This is a genomic window from Streptomyces sp. cg36, from assembly GCF_041080675.1.
GTDB lineage: Bacteria > Actinomycetota > Actinomycetes > Streptomycetales > Streptomycetaceae > Streptomyces.
This window is the reverse complement of sequence record NZ_CP163520.1, coordinates 2097273-2121740: the sequence shown is the minus strand read 5'-3', so window position 1 is coordinate 2121740 and position 24468 is coordinate 2097273. Positions and strand designations below refer to the sequence as shown.

General features: G+C 72.9%; 19 protein-coding genes. 14 read left to right on the top strand and 5 right to left on the bottom strand.

Translation table 11 applies throughout. The features are described 5' to 3' along the window. The first annotated feature begins 183 nt into the window (after positions 1-183). Positions 184-888, top strand: a complete 705-nt coding sequence (locus AB5J87_RS09330) for a response regulator transcription factor (RefSeq protein WP_369375917.1) — start codon at positions 184-186, stop codon at positions 886-888. A 15-nt stretch (positions 889-903) separates the two neighbouring features. Beyond that, complete coding sequence (locus AB5J87_RS09325; RefSeq protein ID WP_369375916.1) at positions 904-2304, top strand: sensor histidine kinase; 1401 nt, start codon at positions 904-906, stop codon at positions 2302-2304. Between the two features lie 29 nt (positions 2305-2333). On the opposite strand, the gene AB5J87_RS09320 is transcribed toward AB5J87_RS09325, so the two are convergent. Then, positions 2334-3329 carry a TAXI family TRAP transporter solute-binding subunit gene (locus tag AB5J87_RS09320; protein WP_369375915.1) on the bottom strand — a complete coding sequence of 332 codons (996 nt, stop codon included), beginning with the start codon at positions 3327-3329 and terminating at the stop codon, positions 2334-2336. 97 nt (positions 3330-3426) lie between these two features. On the opposite strand from AB5J87_RS09320, the gene miaB reads away from it, so the two are divergent. Together miaB and AB5J87_RS09310 are read left to right on the top strand one after the other, a co-directional pair. Continuing rightward, a complete protein-coding gene (miaB, locus tag AB5J87_RS09315; protein WP_369375914.1) occupies positions 3427-4923 on the top strand; it encodes a tRNA (N6-isopentenyl adenosine(37)-C2)-methylthiotransferase MiaB in 1497 nt (498 codons plus the stop codon). A 253-nt stretch (positions 4924-5176) separates the two neighbouring features. Further along, positions 5177-5899: a class III extradiol dioxygenase subunit B-like domain-containing protein gene (locus AB5J87_RS09310; RefSeq protein WP_369375913.1), complete on the top strand. Its 723-nt coding sequence runs from the start codon at positions 5177-5179 to the stop codon at positions 5897-5899. Positions 5900-5991: 92 nt separating this feature from the next. On the opposite strand, the gene AB5J87_RS09305 is transcribed toward AB5J87_RS09310, so the two are convergent. After that, on the bottom strand, positions 5992-6234 hold the full coding sequence (locus tag AB5J87_RS09305) for an antitoxin (RefSeq protein ID WP_369375912.1): 243 nt from the start codon (positions 6232-6234) through the stop codon (positions 5992-5994). A gap of 80 nt (positions 6235-6314) precedes the next feature. After that, positions 6315-6575 carry a hypothetical protein gene (locus tag AB5J87_RS09300; protein ID WP_369375911.1) on the bottom strand — a complete coding sequence of 87 codons (261 nt, stop codon included), beginning with the start codon at positions 6573-6575 and terminating at the stop codon, positions 6315-6317. Between the two features lie 183 nt (positions 6576-6758). On the opposite strand from AB5J87_RS09300, the gene miaA reads away from it, so the two are divergent. The 6 genes from miaA to hflX all read left to right on the top strand — a co-directional run bounded on the left by miaA (position 6759) and on the right by hflX (position 14907). After that, a complete protein-coding gene (miaA, locus tag AB5J87_RS09295; RefSeq protein ID WP_369375910.1) occupies positions 6759-7697 on the top strand; it encodes a tRNA (adenosine(37)-N6)-dimethylallyltransferase MiaA in 939 nt (312 codons plus the stop codon). Positions 7698-7803: 106 nt separating this feature from the next. Beyond that, positions 7804-8388, top strand: coding sequence for a hypothetical protein (locus AB5J87_RS09290; protein ID WP_369383443.1), 585 nt, complete (start codon positions 7804-7806; stop codon positions 8386-8388). Positions 8389-8547: 159 nt separating this feature from the next. Continuing rightward, positions 8548-9423 (top strand): diaminopimelate epimerase, encoded by an 876-nt coding sequence (dapF, locus tag AB5J87_RS09285; protein ID WP_369375909.1) that lies wholly within the window; start codon positions 8548-8550, stop codon positions 9421-9423. A gap of 140 nt (positions 9424-9563) precedes the next feature. Further along, positions 9564-11651 carry a bifunctional (p)ppGpp synthetase/guanosine-3',5'-bis(diphosphate) 3'-pyrophosphohydrolase gene (locus AB5J87_RS09280; RefSeq protein ID WP_369375908.1) on the top strand — a complete coding sequence of 696 codons (2088 nt, stop codon included), beginning with the start codon at positions 9564-9566 and terminating at the stop codon, positions 11649-11651. Between the two features lie 80 nt (positions 11652-11731). Then, on the top strand, positions 11732-13201 hold the full coding sequence (locus AB5J87_RS09275) for a M1 family metallopeptidase (protein ID WP_369375907.1): 1470 nt from the start codon (positions 11732-11734) through the stop codon (positions 13199-13201). A 200-nt stretch (positions 13202-13401) separates the two neighbouring features. Continuing rightward, a complete protein-coding gene (gene hflX, locus AB5J87_RS09270) occupies positions 13402-14907 on the top strand; it encodes a GTPase HflX (RefSeq protein WP_369375906.1) in 1506 nt (501 codons plus the stop codon). A 208-nt stretch (positions 14908-15115) separates the two neighbouring features. On the opposite strand, the gene AB5J87_RS09265 is transcribed toward hflX, so the two are convergent. Both AB5J87_RS09265 and AB5J87_RS09260 read right to left on the bottom strand, forming a co-directional pair. Next, positions 15116-16291, bottom strand: coding sequence for a serine protease (locus tag AB5J87_RS09265; RefSeq protein WP_369375905.1), 1176 nt, complete (start codon positions 16289-16291; stop codon positions 15116-15118). Between the two features lie 224 nt (positions 16292-16515). Continuing rightward, complete coding sequence (locus AB5J87_RS09260; protein WP_369375904.1) at positions 16516-17742, bottom strand: serine protease; 1227 nt, start codon at positions 17740-17742, stop codon at positions 16516-16518. A 492-nt stretch (positions 17743-18234) separates the two neighbouring features. On the opposite strand from AB5J87_RS09260, the gene AB5J87_RS09255 reads away from it, so the two are divergent. The 4 genes from AB5J87_RS09255 (at position 18235) to AB5J87_RS09240 (ending at position 24453) form a co-directional block, all read left to right on the top strand. Then, entirely contained in the window at positions 18235-19560 is a 1326-nt protein-coding gene (locus AB5J87_RS09255) for a diaminobutyrate--2-oxoglutarate transaminase family protein (RefSeq protein ID WP_369383442.1), read from the top strand. Positions 19561-19588: 28 nt separating this feature from the next. Further along, a complete protein-coding gene (locus tag AB5J87_RS09250) occupies positions 19589-21505 on the top strand; it encodes an IucA/IucC family siderophore biosynthesis protein (RefSeq protein ID WP_369375903.1) in 1917 nt (638 codons plus the stop codon). Between the two features lie 110 nt (positions 21506-21615). Then, positions 21616-22506, top strand: a complete 891-nt coding sequence (locus AB5J87_RS09245; protein ID WP_369383441.1) for a GNAT family N-acetyltransferase — start codon at positions 21616-21618, stop codon at positions 22504-22506. Positions 22507-22635: 129 nt separating this feature from the next. Then, positions 22636-24453, top strand: coding sequence for an IucA/IucC family siderophore biosynthesis protein (locus AB5J87_RS09240; protein WP_369383440.1), 1818 nt, complete (start codon positions 22636-22638; stop codon positions 24451-24453). Positions 24454-24468 lie beyond the last annotated feature (15 nt).

The following is a 24468-nucleotide window of genomic DNA, read 5'->3' as shown; positions in this document are numbered from 1 at the left end:
ACATCTGAGCGGAAATTGAGCATCACGATCCGGCAGAGGGGTGGCACTCTCCGTGAAGGGGGCGTGCGGTGTAATACCGGCTCCGTAACGGAACTCGCGCTCCGCCGGGCGCCCCCTTGACGCGCCCCCGCGCGATGGGCGTGGATGCGGAGGTACATGCCAGGCGACGACGAAGGGGGGGCGATGAGACTGCTGCTCGTCGAGGACGACGACCACGTGGCCGCGGCCCTGTCCGCCGTGCTCGCCCGGCACGGGTTCCACGTGGTGCACGCGCGCAACGGCGAGGAGGCGCTGCGGGCGCTGCTTCCCGACGACCGCGACCCCAAGGAGCCCTTCGGGGTCGTCCTGCTCGACCTCGGACTGCCCGACCAGGACGGGTACGAGGTCTGCGGGAAGATCCGCAAGCGCACCGCCACGCCCGTGATCATGGTGACCGCGCGCGCGGACGTCCGCTCGCGCATCCACGGACTGAACCTCGGCGCCGACGACTACGTCGTCAAGCCCTACGACACCGGCGAGCTGCTGGCGCGCATCCACGCCGTGAGCCGCCGCACCACCACCGGCGACGACAGCGGCCCGATCCCCGCGGTCGGACTGCGCCTCGGCCCGGTCCACATCGAGCTGCCCACCCGGCGGGTCAGCGTCGACGGCGAGACCGTCCAGCTCACCCGCAAGGAGTTCGACCTGCTCGCGCTGCTCGCCCAGCGCCCCGGCGTCGTCTTCCGGCGCGAACAGATCATCAGCGAGGTGTGGCGGACCAGCTGGGAGGGGACCGGCCGCACCCTGGAGGTGCACGTCGCCTCCCTGCGCTCCAAGCTGCGCATGCCCGCCCTGATCGAGACCGTGCGCGGCGTCGGCTACCGCCTCGTCGCCCCGGCCGCCCCGTAAGGCCCGAAGCCCCCGGTGCGCACGCGACTCCTGCCGCTGCTGATCTTCCTGCTCGCGCTCGTCCTGCTGGCGCTGGGCGTGCCGCTCGCGCTCAGCCTGGCCGCCGCCGAACAGCAGAAGGTCGTCGTCGACCGCATCGACGACACCGCCCGCTTCGGCGCGCTCGCCCAGTTCGTCACGGCCTCCGACGACAAGGACACCAGCAGCAAGGAGCGGCTCGCCACGCTGGAGGAGGAACTCGCCCGCTACCACGACCTGTACGGGATCGGCGCGGGCGTCTTCTTCCGCAGCGGCGCCGCCATGGCGAGCGCCCCCAAGGGCTGGGCCGTGCCCGAGGGCGGCGGGGGCGCCGAGGCGTTCCAGGAGGCGCTGGCGGGCCGCCGCAGCCACGACCCGCCCCAGGTCTGGCCGTGGCAGCGCGGCCGTCTCGTGGTGGCCTCCCCGGTGGTACGGGAGGGCGATGTGATCGCCGTGGTCGTCACCGACTCGCCGACCGGGCGCATGCGTTCGCGGGTGCTGCGCGGCTGGCTGCTCATCGGGGCGGGCGAGGTGGCGGCGATGCTCCTCGCGATCGGCGCGGCGGTCCGGCTCACCAGCTGGGTGCTGCGGCCCGTACGGGTCCTGGACGCGGCCACCCACGACATCGCCACCGGCCGGATGAAGTCACGGGTCGCCGCCGCCGGCGGACCCCCGGAACTCAGGAGGCTGGCCCGTTCGTTCAACGAGATGGCGGACAACGTCGAGGACGTGCTGGAGCAGCAGCGCGCCTTCGTCGCCGACGCCTCCCACCAACTGCGCAACCCGCTGGCCGCCCTGCTGCTGCGCATCGAGCTCCTCGCGCTCGAACTCCCCGACGGGAACGAGGAGATCGCCTCGGTGCGCACCGAGGGCCAGCGCCTGGCCCAGGTCCTCGACGACCTCCTGGGCCTGGCGCTCGCCGAGCACGCCGAGGCCGACCTCCAGCTCACCGACATCGGCGCGCTGGCGGCCGAGCGCGTCGCGGCCTGGCGCCCGCTCGCCGAGGACAAGGGCGTACGGCTCCGCCAGGAGCGGGCCGCCGTCACCGCCTGGGCGGACCCGGTGGCGCTCTCCAGCGCGCTGGACGCCGTCATCGACAACGCACTGAAGTTCACGCCCGCCGGAGAGGAGGTCACCGTCGCCGTCGCCGCCGACGGAGAGTTCTCGAAGATCACCGTGGCCGACCGGGGCCCCGGCCTCACCGACGACGAGCTCGGCCGCATCGGCGACCGGTTCTGGCGCGCGGGCCGCCACCAGAACGTCAAGGGCTCGGGTCTGGGCCTGTCGATCTCCCGGATCCTGCTCGCGGCGGGCGGCGGCACCATCGACTACGCCCACCACGCGCCGCACGGCCTGCTGGTGACCGTCCGGGTGCCGCGCAGCTCACCCGCCGGCTGAGCAGCCGCCCGGGGCCGTCTCCCCGCGCGTCAGGGCTTGACCGAGAGGTAGTAGCGGCGGGCGCCGTCGTGCAGCGGCAGCGGATCCGTGTAGATCGCGGTGCGCAGGTCCACCAGCTGGGCCGCGTGCACCTCGCGGCCGATGGCGTCCCGGCTGCGTATCACCGTACGGGTGAACTCCTCGGTCAGGTGCGCGTCCGTACGGGCCGTGGTGACCAGCAGGTTGGCCACCGCGATCGTCGGCACGGCCACCCCCCGCTGGGCCTGCGGATAGGCGTCCGCGGGCATCGTCGCGGGCCGGTAGAAGCCGGTGGTGCCGTCCTCCCGGTGGAGCGCGGTCACCAGGTCGGCCAGCGGCACGAGCCGGATCTGGTCCTGCTCCGACAAACGCAGCACCGCGGTCGTGGGCAGTCCGCCGGACCAGAAGAACGCGTCGATCTTCCCGGTCCGCAGCAGCTCGGGCATGGTGTCGATGCCCGCCGACACCGGGGCGATGTCATGCCCGGGATCCAGCCCCGCGGCGGTCAGCAGCCGCTGCGCGAGCAGCCGCACCCCGGAGCCCGGCTGCCCTATGCCGACCCGCTTGGAGCGCAGATCGGCCGCGGTGTGCACGGGGGAGTCGCGCGGCACGACCAGCTGCACGTAGTCGTCGTACAGCCGGGCGCAGCCGCGCAGCCGGTCGGCGCCCGTGCTGCCGTCGCCCAGGTACTTGTCGACCGCGTCGGCCGTCGCGATGGTGAAGTCCGCCTCACCGGTCGCCACCCGCTTCAGGTTCTGCTGGGAGCCCTCACTGGTCTGGAGGCGGATCCCCACATCGGGCAGGTCGTCGGCGAGCGCGCCCTGCAGCAGCTCGCCGTAGCGCTGGTAGACCCCGGTGCGCACGCCCGTACTGAACGTGATCGTCCCCGACGGCTGCGAGGGCCCCAGCGACAGCAGCCACCACACCAGCAGACCCAGCGCCACCAGGAAGCCCACCGTCGCCTGGACGGCGCGGCGGCGGCTGACGCGGGGGAGGGCCTGGAGCATGGCGCGATCCTGCCAGCTCACTCCCCGTGATGGCCAGGCCCTGCCCCGGGGAGAGCGGGGCGGGCGCCCGGTACGACCTCGTACCCTGGTGTACGAGATGAGCGAGGTAGAGGGTTTGAAAACGTACGAGGTGCGCACCTACGGGTGCCAGATGAACGTGCACGACTCCGAGCGGCTGTCCGGCCTCCTGGAGGGCGCGGGCTACGTACGCGCGCCCGAGGGCAGCGACGGTGACGCCGATGTCGTCGTCTTCAACACCTGCGCGGTGCGCGAGAACGCCGACAACAAGCTGTACGGCAATCTCGGCCGGCTCGCCCCGATGAAGACGAAGCGGCCCGGGATGCAGATCGCCGTGGGCGGCTGCCTGGCGCAGAAGGACCGCGACACCATCGTCGAGCGGGCGCCCTGGGTGGACGTCGTGTTCGGCACCCACAACATCGGCAAGCTGCCGGTGCTCCTGGAGCGCGCCCGCGTCCAGGAGGAGGCCCAGGTCGAGATCGCCGAGTCGCTGGAGGCGTTCCCCTCGACGCTGCCGACCCGCCGCGAGTCCGCCTACGCGGCCTGGGTGTCCATCTCCGTCGGCTGCAACAACACCTGCACCTTCTGCATCGTCCCCGCGCTGCGCGGCAAGGAGAAGGACCGCCGTCCCGGCGACATCCTCGCCGAGGTGGAGGCGCTGGTCGCGGAGGGCGTCTCCGAGATCACCCTGCTCGGCCAGAACGTCAACGCGTACGGCTCGGACATCGGCGACCGCGAGGCGTTCTCCAAGCTGCTGCGCGCCTGCGGGAAGATCGAGGGCCTGGAGCGGGTCCGCTTCACCTCGCCGCACCCGCGCGACTTCACCGACGACGTGATCGCCGCGATGGCCGAGACGCCGAACGTGATGCCGCAGCTGCACATGCCGCTGCAGTCCGGCTCCGACACCGTCCTGAAGGCGATGCGCCGCTCCTACCGGCAGGAGCGTTTCCTCGGGATCATCGAGAAGGTCCGCGCCGCCATCCCGCACGCGGCCATCTCCACCGACATCATCGTGGGCTTCCCCGGCGAGACCGAGGAGGACTTCGAGCAGACCATGCACGCGGTCCGCGAGGCCCGCTTCGCCAACGCCTTCACCTTCCAGTACTCCAAGCGCCCCGGCACCCCCGCGGCGACCATGGAGGGCCAGATCCCCAAGGAGGTCGTGCAGGCGCGCTACGAGCGTCTGGTGGCCCTCCAGGAGGAGATCTCCTGGGAGGAGAACAAGAAGCAGACCGGCCGCACCCTGGAGGTCATGGTCGCCGAGGGCGAGGGCCGCAAGGACGGCAGCACGCACCGCCTCTCGGGCCGCGCCCCCGACAACCGCCTGGTGCACTTCACCAAGCCGGAGCAGGACGTGCGCCCCGGCGACGTGGTCACCGTAGAGATCACCTACGCGGCCCCGCACCACCTGCTGGCCGAGGGCCCGACCACCGAGGTGCGCCGCACCCGCTCGGGCGACGCCTGGGAGAAGCGCAACGCCGCCCCGGCGCAGCCCGCCGGAGTGCTGCTCGGCCTGCCGAAGATCGGCGTCCCCGAGCCGCTGCCCGCGGCGACGGGCGGCTGCGCGGCGCTCTGACGCCGGGCGCCACCGCACCACCGGACCCGCCGGAGGTCCCGCTGCGCGCGCGTAGCGGGACCTTGGCGGTACGCGCGGGAGGTGGGCTTCTTTCGGGGCGGCCACGCGCGCGAGGCGGCTCACACGCGGCCCCGCCGCATACGCGCGCGTGGCCGGTCGGGCCCGCCGCTCCGGCGCCGTACCCCCACGCGCGCGTGGCCGATCGCGGTCGTGGGCGGCGCCGCCGACGGGCGCAGCCAGTACGCTGCGGATCATGCTCGTAGCCGCTGCCGTCTGCCCCTGCCCGCCGCTGCTGGTGCCCGAGGTCGCCGCGGGCGCCGCCCCCGAGCTCGACGCGGCGCGGGACGCCTGCGCCGACGCCGTGGGGCTGCTCGCCGCGTCCCGGCCCGACCTGCTGGTCGTCGTCGGCCCCGCCGAACAGGCGCGGCGCGGCCCCTACCCGCAGGGCGCCCCCGGGTCCTTCGCGTCCTTCGGAGTGGACCTCGCCGTACGGCTCGGGGCGCCCGCGTCCGAGGGCCAGGCGGGCGAGGAGCGCGAGCTGCCGCCCTCGCTGGCGGTGGGCGCCTGGCTGCTGGAGCGGGCCGGATGGCGCGACGCGCCCGTGGAGGGCCTCGGGGTCGGCGAGCCGCTGGAGGCCGGGCGGTGCGCGGAGGCGGGCCGGGGCCTGGGCGCCCGGGCCGGCCGCGTGGCCCTGCTGGTGATGGGCGACGGCAGCGCCTGCCGCACCCTGAAGGCCCCCGGCTATCTGGACGAGCGCGCCGCCGCCTTCGACGCGTCGGTGGCGGGCGCGCTGGGCGGCGCCGACACGCGCGCGCTGCTGGAGCTGGACGCGGAGCTCGCCTACGAGCTCAAGGCGGCCGGACGGGCGCCCTGGCAGGTGCTGGCGGGCGCCGCCGAGGGCGCGGACCTGGCGGGCCGCCTGCTGTACGAGGACGCCCCCTACGGCGTCGGCTACTTCGTCTCCGTCTGGTCCTGAGCGGGCAGCAGACCCCGGCGCGGGGGCCGCGCGCGGCCGGACACACGGGGACGGCCGTGGAGCGCTGGGCTCCACGGCCGTCCCCGAGGTGATCAGGCCGCCGGCGGCGGGGCAGTGCCGTCGTCGTCCTTGTGGGAGATCCGCTCCAGGGCGTCCTTCGCCCGGCCGGTTCCCGTCTGGATCTTGTCGCTGTATTTGCCCTTGGTCTTCTCGTCGACCGTTCTGGCGACCTTCTCCAAGCCCTGCCCGATCCGGTCCTCGTGCTGCTGCGCGAAGTCGGAGACCTTGTCCTTGGCGGGGGCCAGCCTTTCCTTCAACTGCTGCAGGAAGCCCATGGGCTCACCTTCCCTCTGCCCTCGTCCTCGGACCGCGCCCGCGACTCGGGAACCGTGACGGGCCGCGTGCCGAAGGCACGCTACTTGCGGGCGCTCTCCCCGGCCTCGTTGTCCGCCGCTTCCTCCGCGGACTGCTGCTTCGGAATCTCCACGGCCTCCGAGGCGGGGGCCTCTGCGGGCTCGGCCGACGCCTCGGCGGCTTCCTCCGCGTCCGGTGCGGCGGTGGCCTCCGGCGCGCCCTCGACGGCCTCCTCGGCCGTCGGGGTGGCCGCCCCGGTCTCCTCGGTTGACTCCGCTACGGCCTCTTCGGCCTTACGGCGAAACCTTGAAAAAACGCCCATATCAACTCCATAGCGTACTCGTGTGAGCGAAATCCCGCCCTCGTCCGGAGCGCCTCATTGCGTCGCCCGGGGGCACCGGTCGGCAAACCGGCGGTCGGAACCTCGCAACAGGCAACGAACCCGCAAGCGCCCCGTCACGTCGCTCGTTCGGGGACGGTGCCGGAGGTTTGCGAGACTGTGACGGTGAGAACTGCAGCTCCCGCCCCGCGGGTCATCGCCGTCGTCGGTCCGACAGCAGCCGGAAAGTCCGATCTGGGCGTCTTCCTGGCCCAGCAACTGGGCGGCGAGGTCGTCAACGCCGACTCGATGCAGCTCTACCGGGGGATGGACATCGGCACCGCCAAGCTGACGCTCGAAGAGCGCGGCGGAGTCCCGCACCACCTCCTGGACATCTGGGACGTCACCGAGCCCGCCAGTGTCGCCGAGTACCAGAAGCTCGCCCGCGCCGAGATCGACCGGCTGCTCGCCGAGGGCCGCACCCCCGTCCTCGTCGGCGGCTCCGGACTCTACGTGCGCGGCGCCATCGACGTACTGGACTTCCCCGGCACCGACCCGCAGGTGCGCGCGCGCCTGGAGGCGGAGCTGGAGCGCGACGGCTCCGGCGCCCTGCACCACCGCCTCGCCGCCGCCGACCCCGAGGCGGCCCGGGTGATCCTGCCCAGCAACGGACGCCGGATCGTGCGCGCCCTGGAGGTCATCGAGATCACCGGCAAGCCCTTCACCGCCAACCTGCCCGGCCACGACTCCGTGTACGACACCGTGCAGATCGGCGTGGACGTCGGCCGCCCCGAACTCGACGAGCGGATCACCGTCCGGGTCGACCGGATGTGGGAGGCGGGCCTCGTCGAGGAGGTGCGCGAGCTGGAGGCGCTCGGACTGCGCGAGGGTCGCACCGCCTCGCGCGCGCTGGGCTACCAGCAGGTGCTCACCATGCTCGCGGGCGAGTGCACCGAGGAGGAGGCGCGGACCGACACCGTCCGCACCACCAAGCGCTTCGCGCGCCGCCAGGACACCTGGTTCCGCCGCGACCCCCGGGTGCACTGGCTCAGCGGCGCCGCCGAGGACCGCGGAGAACTCCCGCGGCAGGCGCTGGCGTTGGTCGAACGAGCGGTTACAGCCTGATCACGTGATGGCATCGGGACGCTCCGCCGGTCATCGGGGCACCCGCGCGCGTGCCATCATCGAGCTCGATCGACCAGTGGAGTCCGAGTGGGGAGGGCGCGTGGCGATGGAGGCCGGCCCTCGCGACAGAGAGCACGGAACGCGCGGCGACACCGCGCGGCCGGGTCCTTCGGAAGTGACGGAAGCGTCGGAGAGGCCGGACGTGAGCGACGCGGGACGCGAGCCCGGGAACCGTGACGCGCCGGAGCCGGGCCCCGCACAGCTGAGCGCCGACGTCCTCGGCCCGGTCGTGCCCGGCGCCGTCGGGCTCACCCCCGACGGACCGCAGGACGACAGCGTCGTCGCGGACGGCGGCGAGGTCGAGGTCGAGATCCGCCCGCAGCGCCGGCTGCGCATCTGGCAGCTCGCCCCCATCGTCATGCTCGCCGCGATCGGCTCCCTGATGTTCGCGTTCCCGCTCGCCTTCGAGTTCGGCGACGGCGGCCCCGTCGTCGCCATGCTCGGCCTCCTGATCAGCTGCTGCGCGGCGGGCTGGGGCCTGATGGCCGCCCGCCGCGTCGGCTACACCTGGCCCGGACTGCCCGCGCGCGGCTCCGGGGAGCGGCCGAACTGGCGCGTGATCGGGCTGTACGCGGCGGGACTCGCGGCGGCCGTCGCGCTCGCCGTGGTGCGCGTGGCCCGGCTGCGCTAGGGCCTGTCGTCACCTTCGCGTCGTCGCCCGAAGGACGGCCCGCAGTCGTCGGGCAGACGCGAATGCGACAAGAGGCCCGTAGCGGGGGCCCGCCCCCGCCGAGGCCACTCGCCCGCGCCGCCCGGCCGGTTGTCGGTGGCCACCCGTACGATTGACAGCGTGAACAACACCACGCCGCTCGCCTACCTCAAGGGCCACGGGACCGAGAACGACTTCGTGATCGTCCCCGACCCGGACAACACCGTCGACCTGCCCGCCGCCGTCGTCGCCCGCCTCTGCGACCGCCGCGCCGGCATCGGCGGCGACGGGCTGCTCCACGTGGTGCGCAGCGCCGCCCACCCCGAGGCGCGCGCGATGGCCGACGAGGCCGAGTGGTTCATGGACTACCGCAACTCCGACGGCTCCATCGCCGAGATGTGCGGCAACGGAGTGCGCGTCTTCGCCGCCCATCTGCGCCGCGCCGGTCTCGTCGAGGACGGCGACCTGGCCATCGCCACCCGCGGCGGCGTCAAGAAGGCGCACATCGCCAAGAGCGGCGACATCACCGTCTCCATGGGCCGCGCCCTGCTGCCCGCCGAAGGCGTCACCGTCACCGTCGACGGCCGCAGCTGGCCCGCCCGCAACGTCAACATGGGCAACCCGCACGCGGTGGCGTTCGTCGAGGACCTCGCCCACGCGGGCGAGCTGCGCGCGGTGCCGCCCTTCAGCCCGGCCGAGGTCTACCCGCAGGGCGTGAACATCGAGTTCGTCGTCGACCGCGGCCCCGCCCACGTCGCGATGCGCGTGCACGAGCGCGGCTCCGGCGAGACCCGCTCCTGCGGTACGGGCGCGTGCGCGGTGGCCGTCGCCGCGGCCCGCCGCGACGGCGCCGACCCGGCCGTCACCGGCGCCCCCGTGACGTACACGGTCGACCTCCCGGGCGGGACCCTGGCGATCACCGAGTTCCCGGACGGCGAGATCGAGATGACCGGCCCCGCCGTGATCGTCGCCGAGGGCGTCATCGACCCGGCGTTCCTCGAAACGGCCATGGCCTGAACCTTCGCTCGAATGGGTGATCCGGTTCACGCTCGGCGAGAGCCGGACTGCGCCACGTGGTGGGGTCGGTAGCATCAAGCACCGGCCCGGAGGGCACGCCTGCTTTTCCACCGCCGGTCGACGCCGCCGGAGGTGCCCCCATGAGTGCAGAGGCCACGAACCCTGACGCAGGGAGTCGCCGACGCGGCCTCCCCAGGATCGACCTCCGCAGACTGGGCCGGGCCGCCGTGCTCGGCCCGGCCTCCCGCGACCGCCTCCCCGACGCCATCGGGCACGTGGCCGAGGCGCACCGGGCCCACCACCCCGACGCGGACCTCGCGGTGCTGCGGCGCGCCTACGTCCTCGCGGAAACGTCCCACCGCGGTCAGTTCCGCAAGAGCGGCGAGCCCTACATCACGCATCCGCTGGCCGTCACCCTCATCCTCGCCGAACTCGGCGCCGAGACCACCACCTTGACGGCCTCGCTCCTCCACGACACCGTCGAGGACACCGAGGTGACCCTCGATCAGGTAAGAGCCGAGTTCGGCGAGGAAGTCACCTATCTGGTGGACGGCGTCACCAAGTTGGAGAAGGTCGACTACGGCGCGGCGGCCGAACCCGAGACCTTCCGCAAGATGCTCGTGGCCACCGGCAACGACGTCCGCGTGATGTCCATCAAACTCGCCGACCGGCTGCACAACATGCGCACCCTGGGCGTGATGCGCCCGGAGAAACAGGCGAGGATCGCCAAAGTCACCCGGGACGTACTGATCCCGCTCGCCGAACGGCTGGGCGTGCAGGCCCTCAAGACCGAACTGGAGGATCTGGTTTTCGCCATCCTCCACCCCGACGAATACGAGCGCACCCGGGCCCTCATCGCCGCCAACTCCGGCACCCAGGACCCCCTCACCACCATCGCCGACGGCGTACGCGCGGTCCTGCGCGAGGCGGGCATCAGCGCCGAAGTCCTCATCCGCCCCCGCCACTTCGTCTCCGTCCACCGCGTGCAGCTCAAACGCGGCGAGATGCGCGGCACCGACTTCGGCCGGCTGCTCGTCCTGGTCGGCGAGGACGCCGACTGCTACGCCGTCCTCGGCGAACTCCACACCTGCTTCACCCCGGTCGTCTCCGAGTTCAAGGACTTCATCGCCGCCCCCAAGTTCAACCTGTACCAGTCGCTGCACACCGCGGTGGCCAGCGCCGACGGGGCCGTCGCCGAAGTCCTCATCCGCACCCACCAGATGCACAAGGTCGCCGAGGCCGGCGTCGTCGCCCTCGGCAACCCCTACACCGGCGGCGGACCCGGCGACGGCGCCACCGCGGCGGCCGACGAGCGCGAGGACCCCACCCGGCCCGGCTGGCTCTCCCGCCTGCTGGACTGGCAGCAGAGCGCCCCCGACCCCGACACCTTCTGGTCCTCCCTCCGGGAGGACCTGGCACAGGACCGCGAGATCACCGTGTTCTGCGCCGACGGCCGCACCCTGGGCCTGCCCGCCGGAGCCAGCTGCGTGGACGCCGCCTACGCCCAGTACGGGGAAGGCGCCCACCGCTGCATCGGCGCGCGCGTCAACGGCCGCCTGGCCACGCTCGGCACCGTCCTGAGCGACGGCGACGCCGTGCAGCTCCTGCTCGCCCAGGACGCCGCCTCCGGGCCCTCGCCGGACTGGCTCGACCACGCCAGGACCCCCGCCGCGCGCATCGCCATCACCGGCTGGCTCGCCGCACACCCCGAAGGCGTCAAGGTCCCGGCCGCCGCGCCCCGCCCCCAGGTGTCCGTCGCCACCGACCGGCGCAGCGCCGCCAACGCCGTCACCGACCTGCCGGACGCCACCGTCCGCCTCGCCGGCTGTTGTACGCCGGTGCCGCCCGACGCGGTCACCGGCTTCGCGGTCCGCGGCGGGGCCGTCACCGTGCACCGCGAGGAGTGCCCGGCGGTGGCCCGGATGACGGCCCTGGGACGGGCCCGCGTCGGGGTGCGCTGGGGCGCCACCGCCGCCTGCCGGGTGACCCTGGTCGCCGAGGCGTTCGGCCGCCCGCGGCTGCTCGCCGACCTCACCGAGGCCATCGCCACGGCCGGCGCCGCCATCGTCTCCGCCACCGTCGAACCGCCCAGCGAACAGCGTGTGCGCCACACCTACACCCTGCAGCTGGCGGACGCCGCCGAGCTGCCCGCCCTGATGCGCGTGATGCGCGACGTCCCCGGCGTCTACGACGTCAGCCGCGCCCAGCACCCGGCCGCCGCCGGCTGAACCGACGGGCCGACGCTCGTTCGGGTGGGGATGGTGCGCGTCGGGCCCGCCGCGCCGCGCCGTGCTGGTAGCGGTAGGTCATGCTGCTCACCTCACGCCGTACGCGCGCCGCGCTCCTGGCCACGGCCGCGGCCTGCGTCCTGGCCGCCGCCCCGCCCCCCGCCGTACCGCTCGGCATCGGCGACACCCTCTTCCCGCACCTGGGCAACCCGGGAATCGACGTCCTCTCGTACGACATCGCCCTCACCTATCAGGGCGACAACCGCAAGCCGCTGGAGGCCGTCACCACCATCGACGCGCGGGCCACCGAATGGAGCGACCGCATCAACCTCGACTTCGCGCGCGGAGCGGTGCGCGGCGTCGAAGTCGACGGGCAGAAGGCCGAGTTCACCAGCGCCGACGAAGACCTGGTCATCGAGCCGCCGCACCCGGTGCACCCCGGCGAGGACCTGCGGATCACCGTGCGCCACACCAGCGACCCGGCGGGCGGCGACGACGGCGGCTGGGTGCGCACCGACGACGGACTGGTCATGGCCAACCAGGCGGACGCGGCGCACCGGGTGTTCCCCTGCAACGACCATCCCTCCGACAAAGCCATGTTCACCTTCCGCGTCGACGCGCCCAGCCCGTACACGGTCGTCGCCAACGGGCTGCCCGCGGGGCGGACCGAGGCAGGCGGCCGGAAGGTGTGGGTGTACCGCACCGAGCACCCCATGGCCACCGAACTCGCCCAGGTCTCCATCGGCCGCTCCGCCGTCCTGCGCCGCACGGGCCCGCACGGGCTGCCCGTGCGCGACGTGGTCCCGGCGGCCGACCGGCAGCTCATGGAGCCCTGGCTCAAGAAGACGCCCGGCGAGATCGCGTGGATGGAGCAGCAGGTCGGCCCCTACCCGTTCGAGACGTACGGCGTGCTCGTGGCGAGCGCGCAGACCGGCTTCGAGCTGGAGACCCAGACGCTCTCGCTCTTCGAACGCAACCTGTTCGCGCGCTCCGCCTTCCCCGAGTGGTACGTCGACTCGGTGATGGTGCACGAGCTGGCCCACCACTGGTTCGGCGACAGCGTCTCCCCGCGCGCGTGGTCCGACCTCTGGCTCAACGAGGGACACGCCACCTGGTACGAGGCGCTGTACGCCCAGGAGCGGGGCAAGCGGACCCTGGAGACGCGCATGCGGGAGGCGTACCGGCAGTCCGACGGCTGGCGCGCCGACGGCGGCCCGCCCGCCGCGCCCAAGAAGCCCGCCCCCGGCCAGAAGATCAGCATCTTCCGGCCGGTGGTCTACGACGGCAGCGCCCTGGTGCTGTACGCGCTGCGCCAGGAGATCGGCGCGGCCCGCTTCGCCACGCTGGAGCGGCGCTGGGTGGCCGACCACCGCGACGGCACCGCCTCGACCGCCGACTTCATCGCGCTGGCCTCCGAGGTCGCCGGGCGCGACCTCGACGGGTTCCTCAAGGGCTGGCTGTACGCGGCGAAGACCCCGCCGATGCCCGGCCACCGGGACTGGCGCAGCACCGCCCCCGCGCCCGCCCGCGCCCGGGGCGGCACCCGCTAGCCGACGGCCCCCGGCACGGGCGGGGGAGAGCGGGAAGGGGCCGTGGCGGGCCCGGGAAACCCGGGTGACGGGCCCGGTGGCAGCGTGCGACCATCGACGGGTCGGCGCCGCCGCCGGGACCGGGTTCCACGCGGGAATCTTTCGGGACCATTACGCGTTGTGACCGATGTAACCGCACTTCCCACCACGTAAAGGATCCAATGACCTCCTCTTCATCCCCTTCCCAGGACGAGCAGAGCTTCGCGGAGAAGAACCGCACCGAGAGCCTTCGGGCCGATGCCCTGATGGAAGAGGACGTCGCCTGGAGCCACGAGATCGACGGCGCACGGGACGGCGCACAGCTGGACCGCTCCGAGCGCGCGGCCCTGCGGCGCGTGGCGGGCCTCTCCACCGAGCTGGAAGACGTCACCGAGGTCGAGTACCGGCAGCTGCGCCTGGAGCGCGTGGTGCTGGTCGGCGTCTGGACCACGGGAACGCTGAAGGACGCGGAGAACTCGCTGGCCGAGCTCGCGGCCCTCGCCGAGACGGCGGGCGCGATGGTGCTGGACGGTGTGTACCAGCGTCGCGACAAGCCCGACCCGGCCACCTACATCGGCTCCGGCAAGGCGCAGGAGCTGCGGGACATCGTCCTGGAGTCCGGCGCCGACACCGTCGTCTGCGACGGTGAGCTCAGCCCCGGCCAGCTGATCCACCTGGAAGACGTCGTCAAGGTCAAGGTGGTCGACCGGACCGCGCTGATCCTCGACATCTTCGCCCAGCACGCCAAGTCCCGGGAGGGCAAGGCGCAGGTCTCGCTGGCGCAGATGCAGTACATGCTGCCCAGGCTGCGCGGCTGGGGCCAGTCGCTGTCCCGGCAGATGGGTGGTGGCGGCTCCGGCTCGTCCGGCGGCGGCATGGCCACCCGCGGTCCCGGTGAGACCAAGATCGAGACGGACCGGCGGCGGATCCGCGAGAAGATGGCGAAGATGCGCCGGGAGATCGCGGAGATGAAGACCGGCCGCGAGATCAAGCGCCAGGAGCGCCGCCGCAACAAGGTGCCCTCGGTCGCCATCGCGGGCTACACCAACGCTGGAAAGTCCTCGCTGCTCAACCGTCTGACGGGCGCGGGCGTCCTGGTGGAGAACGCGCTGTTCGCCACCCTCGACCCGACCGTGCGCCGGGCCGAGACCCCCAGCGGCCGGCTGTACACCCTGGCCGACACCGTCGGCTTCGTCCGGCACCTGCCGCACCACCTGGTCGAGGCGTTCCGCTCCACCATGGAGGAGGTCGGCGACTCCGACCTCATCCTGCACGTGGTGGACGGCTCGCACCCGGCTCCGGAGGAGCAGCTGGCCGCCGTGCGCGAGGTGATCCGCGAGGTGGGCGCCGTCGACGTGCCCGAGATCGTGGTCATCAACAAGGCGGACGCGGCCGACCCGCTGGTCCTGCAGCGCCTGCTGCGGATCGAGAAGCACTCCATCGCGGTCTCCGCCCGTACGGGCATGGGCATCGAGGAGCTCCTCGGCATCATCGACGCCGAGCTGCCCCGCCCCGAGGTCGAGATCGAGGCCCTCGTGCCGTACACGCACGGACAGCTGGTCTCGCGCGCCCACGCCGAGGGCGAGGTGATCTCCGAGGAGCACACCCCGGAGGGCACGCTGCTCAAGGCGCGGGTGCACGAGGTGCTGGCGGCGGAGCTCGCTCCGTACGTACCGGCCAAGCACTGACCGTACGTACCAGCGCCAAGCACTGACCGCGCGCGGCGGCCGAGCACCGACCCCGCGCACGGCCGGACTTCCACCGGCCGTGCGCGGGGCGCGAACAAGGCTTCGACCGGCCGCGCCCCCGGCCCGCGGCTTCGCACGGACAAGGCCCGCCCCCTCGCACGAGGGGGCGGGCCTTGTCGTCGTCAGCGGTCGGCGGGTGCGGGCGGTGCTACTGGCCGCCGTACTTCCGGCTCATCTGGGTGAAGATCTGCTGGGCGCCCGCGCCCAGCTGCGGTCCGGCCAGCCAGCCCGAGGTCACCGGGCCGATCGAGGTGTTGGAGACCAGCTCCGCCTTGCCGCTGCGGCCGGTGATGAACCAGCCGCCGCCGGAGGAGCCGCCGGTCATCGTGCAGCCGATGCGGTACATGGCCGGGGTGCCCGGCGCGATGGAGAGCCGTCCCGGCCGGTCGACGCACTTGAACATCTTCGAGCCGTCGTACGGCGGCGCCGCCGGGTAGCCCCAGGCGCCCATCGCGGGGACCGAGTGGGCGGCGGGCGTCGAGAAGTTGACGGTCAGCGCGTTGCCGACGGTCTCCTCCAGCGACTTGCCGCCGTTCTCCGGCTTCACGTGCAGCACGGCGTAGTCGAAGGGGGCGCCGGTGCCGCCGGTGGGGCCGCCGCCGCTGATCCACTCGCCCGAGGTCGAGGCCCAGTCCGCCCAGTAGGCGCCGTAGGGGGCGACCTCCTGCGGCTGCGCGTTCTGCAGCTGCGCCGCCGACTTGCCCTGGTCGTTGTAGGCCGGGACGAAGGCGATGTTGCGGTACCAGCCGCCGCCCGCGCCCGCGTGCACGCAGTGGCCGGCCGTCCACACCAGGTTGGACCTGCCGGGGTGCGCCGGGTCCTTCACGACCGTGCCCGAGCACACCATGGCGCCCTTGGGTGAGTCGAAGAACACCTTGCCGACCGGGGCGGCGTAGTTGTGGTAGGGCAGGCTCTCGGCCTTGGCCCGGACCGGACGCGGCTCCGGGTCGCTGATGCCCGGGTCGCTGTTCACGTCACCGGCGGCCATGGTCTTCTGCGGGTCCTTGGCGGACTTCATCCGCTCGGGCTTCCACAGCCCGGCGATGACCGGGTTGACGAAGTCCTTGGCCTCGCGCAGCCACTTGGACTTGTCCCAGTTCTTCCAGTCGCCGTTCTTCCACTTGTCGAGGTCGACGCCGTGCTTCTTGAGCGCGCCGGCCACGTCGCCGGACAGGCCCTGGCCGCCGTCGCCCTTGCCCTGGGCGGTGCTGGACGCGGACGGCTTGCCGTCCGCGCCGTCGTCGCCGGGGCCGCAGGCGGTGGCGGTCAGCGCGAGTGCCGCCGCGAGGCCCGTGGAGGCCAGCAGCGGACGTATGGATCGCATGGAAACGATTCCCCCTGAGAATTGCCGAACCATGTTCAGTTGCGTTGTTGTCCGTGATGCGGGTGACGCGCCGTGACGGACTGTATTGCCATGGGCACGTCATGTTGGGAACGGGGTCTTCCGGAACCGCCGTCCCGCAGCCCCCCACTATGCCGTTCGCACATGGGGGACTCGCACAGGGGTCCCGGAGCTCTCGTGGAGAGTGCCGGGACCCCGGAGCCGGCCTACCGGCCCGCGTACTTGCCACTCACCGAGTCGTACACGCCCTTGGCCTCCGGACCGAGGCGCGGACCCGCCAGCCAGCCCGCCGTCACCGGACCGATCGACGTGTTCGACACCAGCGCCGGCTTGCCGTCCGCGCCCGCCGCGATCCAGCCGCCACCGGAGGAACCACCGGTCATCGTGCAGCCCAGCCGGTACATCGTCGGCGCACCCGCGTCCAGCGACAGCCGGCCCGGCCTGTCCTTGCACTGGTACAGCTTCTGGCCGTCGTACGGCGGCGCCGCCGGATAGCCGTTCGCCGTCATGCTCGCGATCTTCGGCACCGCCGGGGCGTCGAAGTCCACCGGAAGGGCCGCACCGACCGTCTCCTCCAGCGACTTGCCGCCCTTGCCCTTCTCCGGCGTCACGTGCAGCACCGCGAAGTCGTACGGAGCGCCCTGGCCGCCGGTCGGACCGCCGCCCTGGATCCACTGCTTCGACGTCTGCGCCCAGTCCGCCCAGTACACGCCGTACGGCGCGATCTGCTCCCGGCTCGCCTTCTGCAACTGCGCCAGCGGCAGATCGGAGTTGTTGTACGACGGCACGAACGCGATGTTGCGGTACCAGCCGCCCTTCGTGCCCGCGTGGACGCAGTGGCCCGCCGTCCACACCATGTTCGACTTGCCCGGGTGCGCCGGATCCTTCACCACGGTCGCCGAGCACACCATCGAACCCTCGGGCCCGTCGAAGAACAGCTTGCCCAGCTCCGGCAGGCTCGTGTGGTAGGGAGCCTTCTGCGCCCGCGCCTTGACCGGAGCCGGAGTCGGGTCCGTGACGCCCTTGTCGCCCGAGATGTCATTGGGAACCGGCTTCTGCGGCTGCTTGTCGGCCTTGCGCATCCGGTCCGGGTCCCACAGGTCCTGGATGATCGGGTTGACGAAGTCCTTGGCCTCGCGCAGCCACTTGGACTTGTCCCAGTTCTTCCACTCCCCGTTCTTCCACTTGTCCGGATCGATGCCGTGCTTCTTCAGCCGGTCCTTGATGTCGTCCGGGATCTGGAGCCCGCCGTCGCCGCCGGCCGCCGCCGACGCGGTCGGCTTCCCGTCCGCGTTGTCGTCGCCGCCCGGGCCGCACGCGGTGGCGGTCAGTGCGAGCGTGGCCGCGAGGCCGAGCGCGGCCAGCACGGGGGAGGTGCGGCGATGGGCGCCCCTCGCACCGCGCACGGCGAAGTTCGGACGTGTCGGTCGCATGTTCTTGATCCCCCTGGGACTTCGGTACGGAAACTACTGAGGCGTGGAGCAACTCCCGTTGCTCCGGCGCCCGCCGGTTACTGAAGCGAACCCGCCGGCCTCAACGAAGCCGCCGGACCACCCCGCCCCGGCCGAAAAGAACCGGCCGAAGCGCGGCCCCCACTATGCCGGTGCCGACTGGGACGGTGCGCGGCAGGGCCGCGGTTCCGCTCCACAAGGATCTTCGCGCTTGGCCGTGATCCCCCGGCCCCGCCGTCGTTGGTACGTACGGGGGACAACACGCCAGCGTTCAGCCCCGCCGTTCGCACCGGGCAACGAGCGCGCCACGGAACCGTCACAGGAACCCGGCGCACACCGCCACCGGGCGCTGGCACCCAGCACAGCGGAACGCGCACCGTGGGAGGACCAGAAGCCGTGGCCGTCACCGAATCCGCACCGGCGTCACCGTCGGCCGACCCCGCCGACGCGCGGACCCGGCCCGGACCCGAAGGGATCCTGCGGCGCCAGTCCCTGCGCGAATCCGCCGCCCGGACCTACGCCCGCTCCCTCCCCATCGTGCCCGTACGGGCCCGCGGACTCACCATCGAAGGAGCCGACGGACGGCGCTACCTCGACTGCCTCGCCGGAGCCGGCACCCTCGCCCTCGGCCACAACCACCCCGTCGTCCTCGAAGCCATCCGCAAAGTCCTCGACTCCGGCGCCCCCCTGCACGCCCTCGACCTCGCCACCCCCGTCAAAGACGCCTTCACCACCGAACTGTTCAGCACCCTGCCCAGCCAACTCGCCGACCGCGCCCGCATCCAGTTCTGCAGCCCCGCCGGAACCGACGCCGTCGAAGCCGCCCTGAAACTCGTCCGCACCGCCACCGGCCGCAGCGGACTCCTCGCCTTCACCGGCGCCTACCACGGCATGACCGCCGGCGCGCTCGACGCCTCCGGCGGCGCCAAGGACGCCCGCGTCACCCGGCTGCCCTTCCCCCTCGACTACCGCTGCCCCTACGGCGTCGGCGGCGACCGCGGCGCCGAACTCGCCGCCCGCTGGACCGAAAACCTCCTCGACGACCCCAAGGGCGGCGTCCCCGCACCCGCCGCGATGATCGTCGAACCCGTCCAGGGCGAAGGCGGCGTCAACCCCGCGCCCGACACCTGGCTGCGCCGCATGCGCGACCTCACCGCCGCCCGGTCCATCCCGCTCATCGCCGACGAGGTCCAGACCGGCGTCGGACGCACCGGCGCCTTCTGGGCCGTCCAGCACAGCGGCATCGTCCCCGACGTCATGGTCCTGTCCAAAGCCATCGGCGGCTCCCTGCCCCTCGCCGTCATCGTCTACCGCGACGACCTCGACGTCTGGCAGCCCGGCGCCCACGCCGGCACCTTCCGCGGCAACCAACTCGCCATGGCCGCCGGAACAGCCACCCTCGCCTACGTACGCGAGAACCAACTCGCCGAACGCGCCGCCCTCCTCGGCGCCCGCATCACCGCCCGCCTCCAAGGACTCGCCGCCGACCACCCCTGCATCGGCGACGTCCGCGGCCGAGGACTCATGATCGGCGTCGAAATCGTCGACCCCGAACACGAAGACCCCACCACCGGCATCCCGGTCTGCGCCCCCACCCTCGCCACCGCGATCCAGCGCGAATGCCTGCGCCGCGGCCTCATCGTCGAACTCGGCGGCCGGCACTCCAGCGTCGTACGGCTGCTGCCGCCCCTCACCCTCACCGACGAACAGGCCAACGCCGTCCTCGACCGGCTCGCCGACGCCCTCGCCGCCGCCGAGCACACCACGCGCCACCCCACCGACCCCGGGCCGTCCCACTGACCCCGACCAGCACACAAGGAAGACCACCGTGAACCCCAACCCCGCCCCCGACGCGCCCGACGGCCCCGGCCACCCCACCGCCCCCCGCGGCCCCCTCGTGGCAGAGACGGCGACGGTGCCGCGCCAAAAGGCGGGAATCCACGGCGAACGCCTCCCGGCCCCCGACCCCCAGCAGCCACCCGGCCGCACCCCGCTCCCCGCACCCGGCCCCGACCCCCTCGACGACCCCGACCCCCGGGCCGCCGCCGAAGCCGCCGCACGGGAGAACCTCCTCCGCTGCTGGGTACGGGAGAACGACCTCACCCCACCCGACACCCACACCCTGCGCATCCCCCTGCCCGCCAGCGGCACCGCACTCCTCGTCCCCGTGCGCTACTGGTCCACCACCGGCTGGCACCGCTTCGGCCCGCCCCGCCTCGAAACCGCCCCCGACAGCGCCCCCCACACCGACGCCGCCACCGTCGCCGCCCTCATCAACCGCGAATCCGGCCAGAGCGACGCCGCCGACCTCGTCGCCCGCGTCGCCGACTCCGTACGGCACACCGCCCGCTTCATCACCGCACGCCGCCACCACCCCGGACCCGCCGACGCCGCCGACCTCTTCCTCACCGCCGAACAGTCCCTCCTCCTCGGCCACCCCCTGCACCCCACCCCCAAAAGCCGCGAAGGGCTCTCGGACGCCGAAGTCGAGCTCTACTCACCCGAGTTGCACGGCTCCTTCCCGCTGCACTGGTTCGCCGCCGACCGCTCCGTCCTCGCCACCGACTCCGCCTGGACCGACGCGGGCCGCCCCATCACCGCCGAAGAGATCACCGCCCGGCTCAGCGGCGGCGGCCTCCCCCTCCCCGACAACACCGTCGCCCTGCCCCTCCACCCCTGGCAGGCCCGCGACCTCACCCACCGGCCCGCCGTCGCCGAACTCCTCGACGCCGGACTCCTGCACGACCTCGGCCCCCACGGCGAACCCTGGCACCCCACCTCCTCCGTCCGCACCGTCCACCAGCCCGGCACCGACGCCATGCTCAAGCTCTCCCTCGGCCTGCGCATCACCAACTCCCGCCGGGAAAACCTCCGCAAAGAACTCCACCGGGGCGTCGAAGTCCACCGCCTGCTGCGCTCCGGCCTCGCCGAACAGTGGCAAGCCGCCCACCGGGGCTTCGACATCGTCCGCGACCCCGCCTGGCTCGCCGTCGACGACCTCGACGGCCACCCCGTACGCGGACTCGACGTGATGATCCGGCACAACCCCTTCGGCCCCAGCGACGACGCCGTCTGCATCGCCGCACTCACCGCCCCCCGCCCGCTGCCCGGCCGGCCCACCGCCGCGACCCACTCACGCCTCGCCGCCGTCGTCGCCTCCCTCGCCGCCCGCACCGGCCGCCCCACCCCGGCCGTCGCCGCCGAGTGGTTCCTGCGCTACCTCGACCACGTCGTACGCCCCGTCCTCTGGCTCGACGCCACCGCGGGCATCGCCCTCGAAGCCCACCAGCAGAACACGCTCGTCCTGCTCGACCCCGACGGCTGGCCCGTCGGCGGGCGCTACCGCGACAACCAGGGCTACTACTTCCGCGAATCCCACCGCGACGCCCTCGAAGCCCGGCTGCCCGGCGTCGGCGCCATCAGCGACACCTTCGTCTCCGACACCGTCACCGACGAGCGGTTCGCCTACTACCTCGGCATCAACAACGTCCTCGGCCTCATCGGGGCGTTCGGCGCCCAGCGCCTGGCCGACGAACGCGTACTGCTCGCCGCCCTGCGCCAGTTCCTCGCCAAGACCGCCACGCTCGGCTCACCGCTGCCCGCCCAGCTCCTGGACAGCCCGACCCTGCGGTGCAAGGCCAACCTCATGACCCGGCTGCACGGCCTCGACGAACTCGTCGGCCCGGTCGACACCCAGTCCGTCTACGTCACCATTACCAACCCCCTCCACAGCAGCGGAGCCTGATCCCCGCGCAGAGCGAACGAGGAGAGAGGAGCGCCGCCGTGGCTCCCACCGATGCGAGCACCGAGGCCGGATCCGGCCCCGCCCCCCGGCCCGGTGCCGCCGAAGACACCCTGGACCTCCGGCTGCCCTATGAACTCATCGCCCTGTTCGGAGAGTCGAAGTCGGGCGGCACGGCCGCGCCGGAGGCGGCGGGCACCGTGGATTCCGAGGGCACCGAGAGCCCCGGGGACCCCGAGGAGACGCAGCCGGGCGCAGCCGCACACGAGGCGCCGGGCGCGAAGGCGCACGGGAGGGCGGACGAGACGGCGGACGGGGGGCGGGGGGAGGGCGCTGCGGTTGATGGTGGGGGTCCCCCTCCCCCCTCTCCCCGCCCCACCCCGCCCCCGCCCACCCCACCCACCGCCCCGCCTCCCCTGCGGCCCATCGGGGAGCATCTGCTGGATTCCCCCGGGACGTGGGGACCGGTCACCACGTCCGTGGGGGAGTTCCAGCTCGTGCCCGTCCGGGTCGAGCGGGACCTCGCGCTTCTCAGCGCGTGGATGAACGATCCCGCCGTGGCCGCCTTCTGGGAGCTGGCCGGGCCCGATTCCGTCACCGCGGCCCATCTGCGCCCCCAGTTGGACGGCGACGGGCGGAGCGTCCCGTGTCTCGGTGTGCTCGGTGGTGTTCCCATGAGCTACTGGGAGATCTACCGAGCCGACCTCGATCCGCTGGCCCGCCACTATCCGGCCCGTCCGCACGACACCGGTATCCACTTGCTGATCGGCGGTGTCGCCGATCGTGGGCGCGGTGTGGGCACCGTGCTGATGCGGGCCGTGGCCGATGCGATCCTGGACAACCGGCCGTTGTGTTCCCGGGTCGTCGCCGAACCCGATCTGCGTAACACCCCTTCCGTTTCCGCGTTCTTGAGTGCCGGCTTCCGGTTCGGTGCGGAAGTCGACCTTCCTGACAAGCGGGCCGCTCTGATGGTTCGTGATCGCGCGCTCAGGAACGTGTTGTGAAGCAGCTGCTGCATTGGATACACCGCTCGAACCACTTTGGTTCCACTCCGAGGAGTCGCCTTGCCGAATCAGGTTGTCCCCGATGATGCCGAGGAGAGGGAGGAGCGGGAGGAGCCGCCGACAGCGGCGGTGACGGCCGGTTCGGACGGCGGGCCGACCGGGCTGTTCGCGCCGCCCGAGCTGAACCGGGAGGTGTGGGAGCGTGCCGCGCGGCGGATGCTCGGCAAGATGCTCGGGGCGTTCGCGTACGAGGGGATCATCGAGCCGGCCGTCGAACCGGACGGGGACGGGGACGGCGGGGCCGAACTCTGTACGCAGCCGCTCGACGACGGGGCGGTGCTCTCCTTCCGGGCCCGGCGCGGCCCGTACGACGACTGGCGGGTGGACGCGGAGTCGGTGAGCCTGGCGGGGCGGCCGTTCGGTGATCCGCTGGCCTTTCTGATGCTGGCGCGCCGTACGCTGCGCCTGGACGGGGCGACGTTCGGGCATCTGGTGCGCGAGGTGTCGGCCACGCTGGCCGCCGATGCCCGTCTCGATCACACCGCGCTGTCGGCCGCCGAGCTCGCCGACCTCGGGTACGCCGAGCTGGAGGGGCACCAGACCGGGCATCCGTGGCTGGTGCTGAACAAGGGGCGGCTCGGGTTCTCGGCCTCGGACGCGGCACGCTGGGCCCCGGAGGCCCGCAGGCCCGCCCGGCTGCCGTGGATCGCCGTCCGCCGCGACCTGGCGCAGTACCGGGGCGTGGCCGCGCTCGCGACGCCCGACCGGCTGTACGCGCGCGAACTCGATCCGGGCGCCCGAGACGCCTTCGCCGGCGCGCTGCTGGGGCGCGGGCTGGACCCGGCGGAGTACCTCTATCTGCCGGTGCATCCCTGGCAGTGGGACGAGGTGGTGCTGCCGCTGTTCGGTCCGGCGGTCGCGGAGGGGGCGATCGTGCCGCTGCCGGGGGACGGCGATGTGCGGCTGCCGCAGCAGTCCATCCGTACGTTCCTCAATCTGTCCCGGCCCGACCGGCACACCGTGAAGCTGCCGCTGTCGATCCTGAACACGCTGGTGTGGCGGGGGCTGCCCACCGAGCGCACGCTGGCCGCCCCGGCGGTGACGGCGTGGGTGCACGCGGTGCGGGACGCCGATCCGTTCCTGCGCGACGACTGCGGGGTGATCCTGCTCGGCGAGGTGGCGTCCGTGGCGGTCGAGCACCCGGTGTACGACCGGCTGCCGGAGGTTCCGTACCAGTACAAGGAGCTGCTGGGGGCGATCTGGCGGGAGCCGCTGGAGACGCGGCTGGCGCCGGGGGAGCGGGCGCGCACGCTCGCCTCGCTGCTCCACACCGATCCGCGCGGCCGGGCCTTCACGGCCGAGCTCGTCGACCGTTCGGGCCTGTCGCCGCACGTCTGGCTGCGGCGGCTGTTCAGCGCCCTGCTGCCGCCCCTGCTGCGCTTCCTGTACCGGTACGGGACGGTGTTCTCGCCGCACGGGGAGAACGCCATCGTCGTCTTCGACGAGCGGGACGTGCCCGTACGGCTGGCGATCAAGGACTTCGTGGACGACGTCAATGTGAGCGCCGATCCGCTGCCCGAGCACGGTTCGATGCCCCGGGACGTGCGCGCGGTGCTGCTCACGGAGCCGCCCGCCTTCCTCACCCAGTTCATCCACTCGGGGCTGTTCGTCGGGGTGTTCCGCTATCTGGCGCCGCTGTGCGCGGAGCAGCTGGATGTTCCGGAGGGTGATTTCTGGGCGCTGGTGCGTGACGAGATCCTGCGCCACCAGGCCCGCTTCCCGGAGCTGAAGGAGCGGTACGAGATGTTCGACCTGCTCACGCCGCGTATCGAGCGGCTGTGCCTGAACCGCAACCGGCTGCATCTGGACGGTTACCGGGACCGCTCGGAGCGTCCGCACGCGGCCGTGGAGGGGACCGTGCCGAACCCGCTCGCGCCGCCGGTGTGATCGGATTGTCAGTGG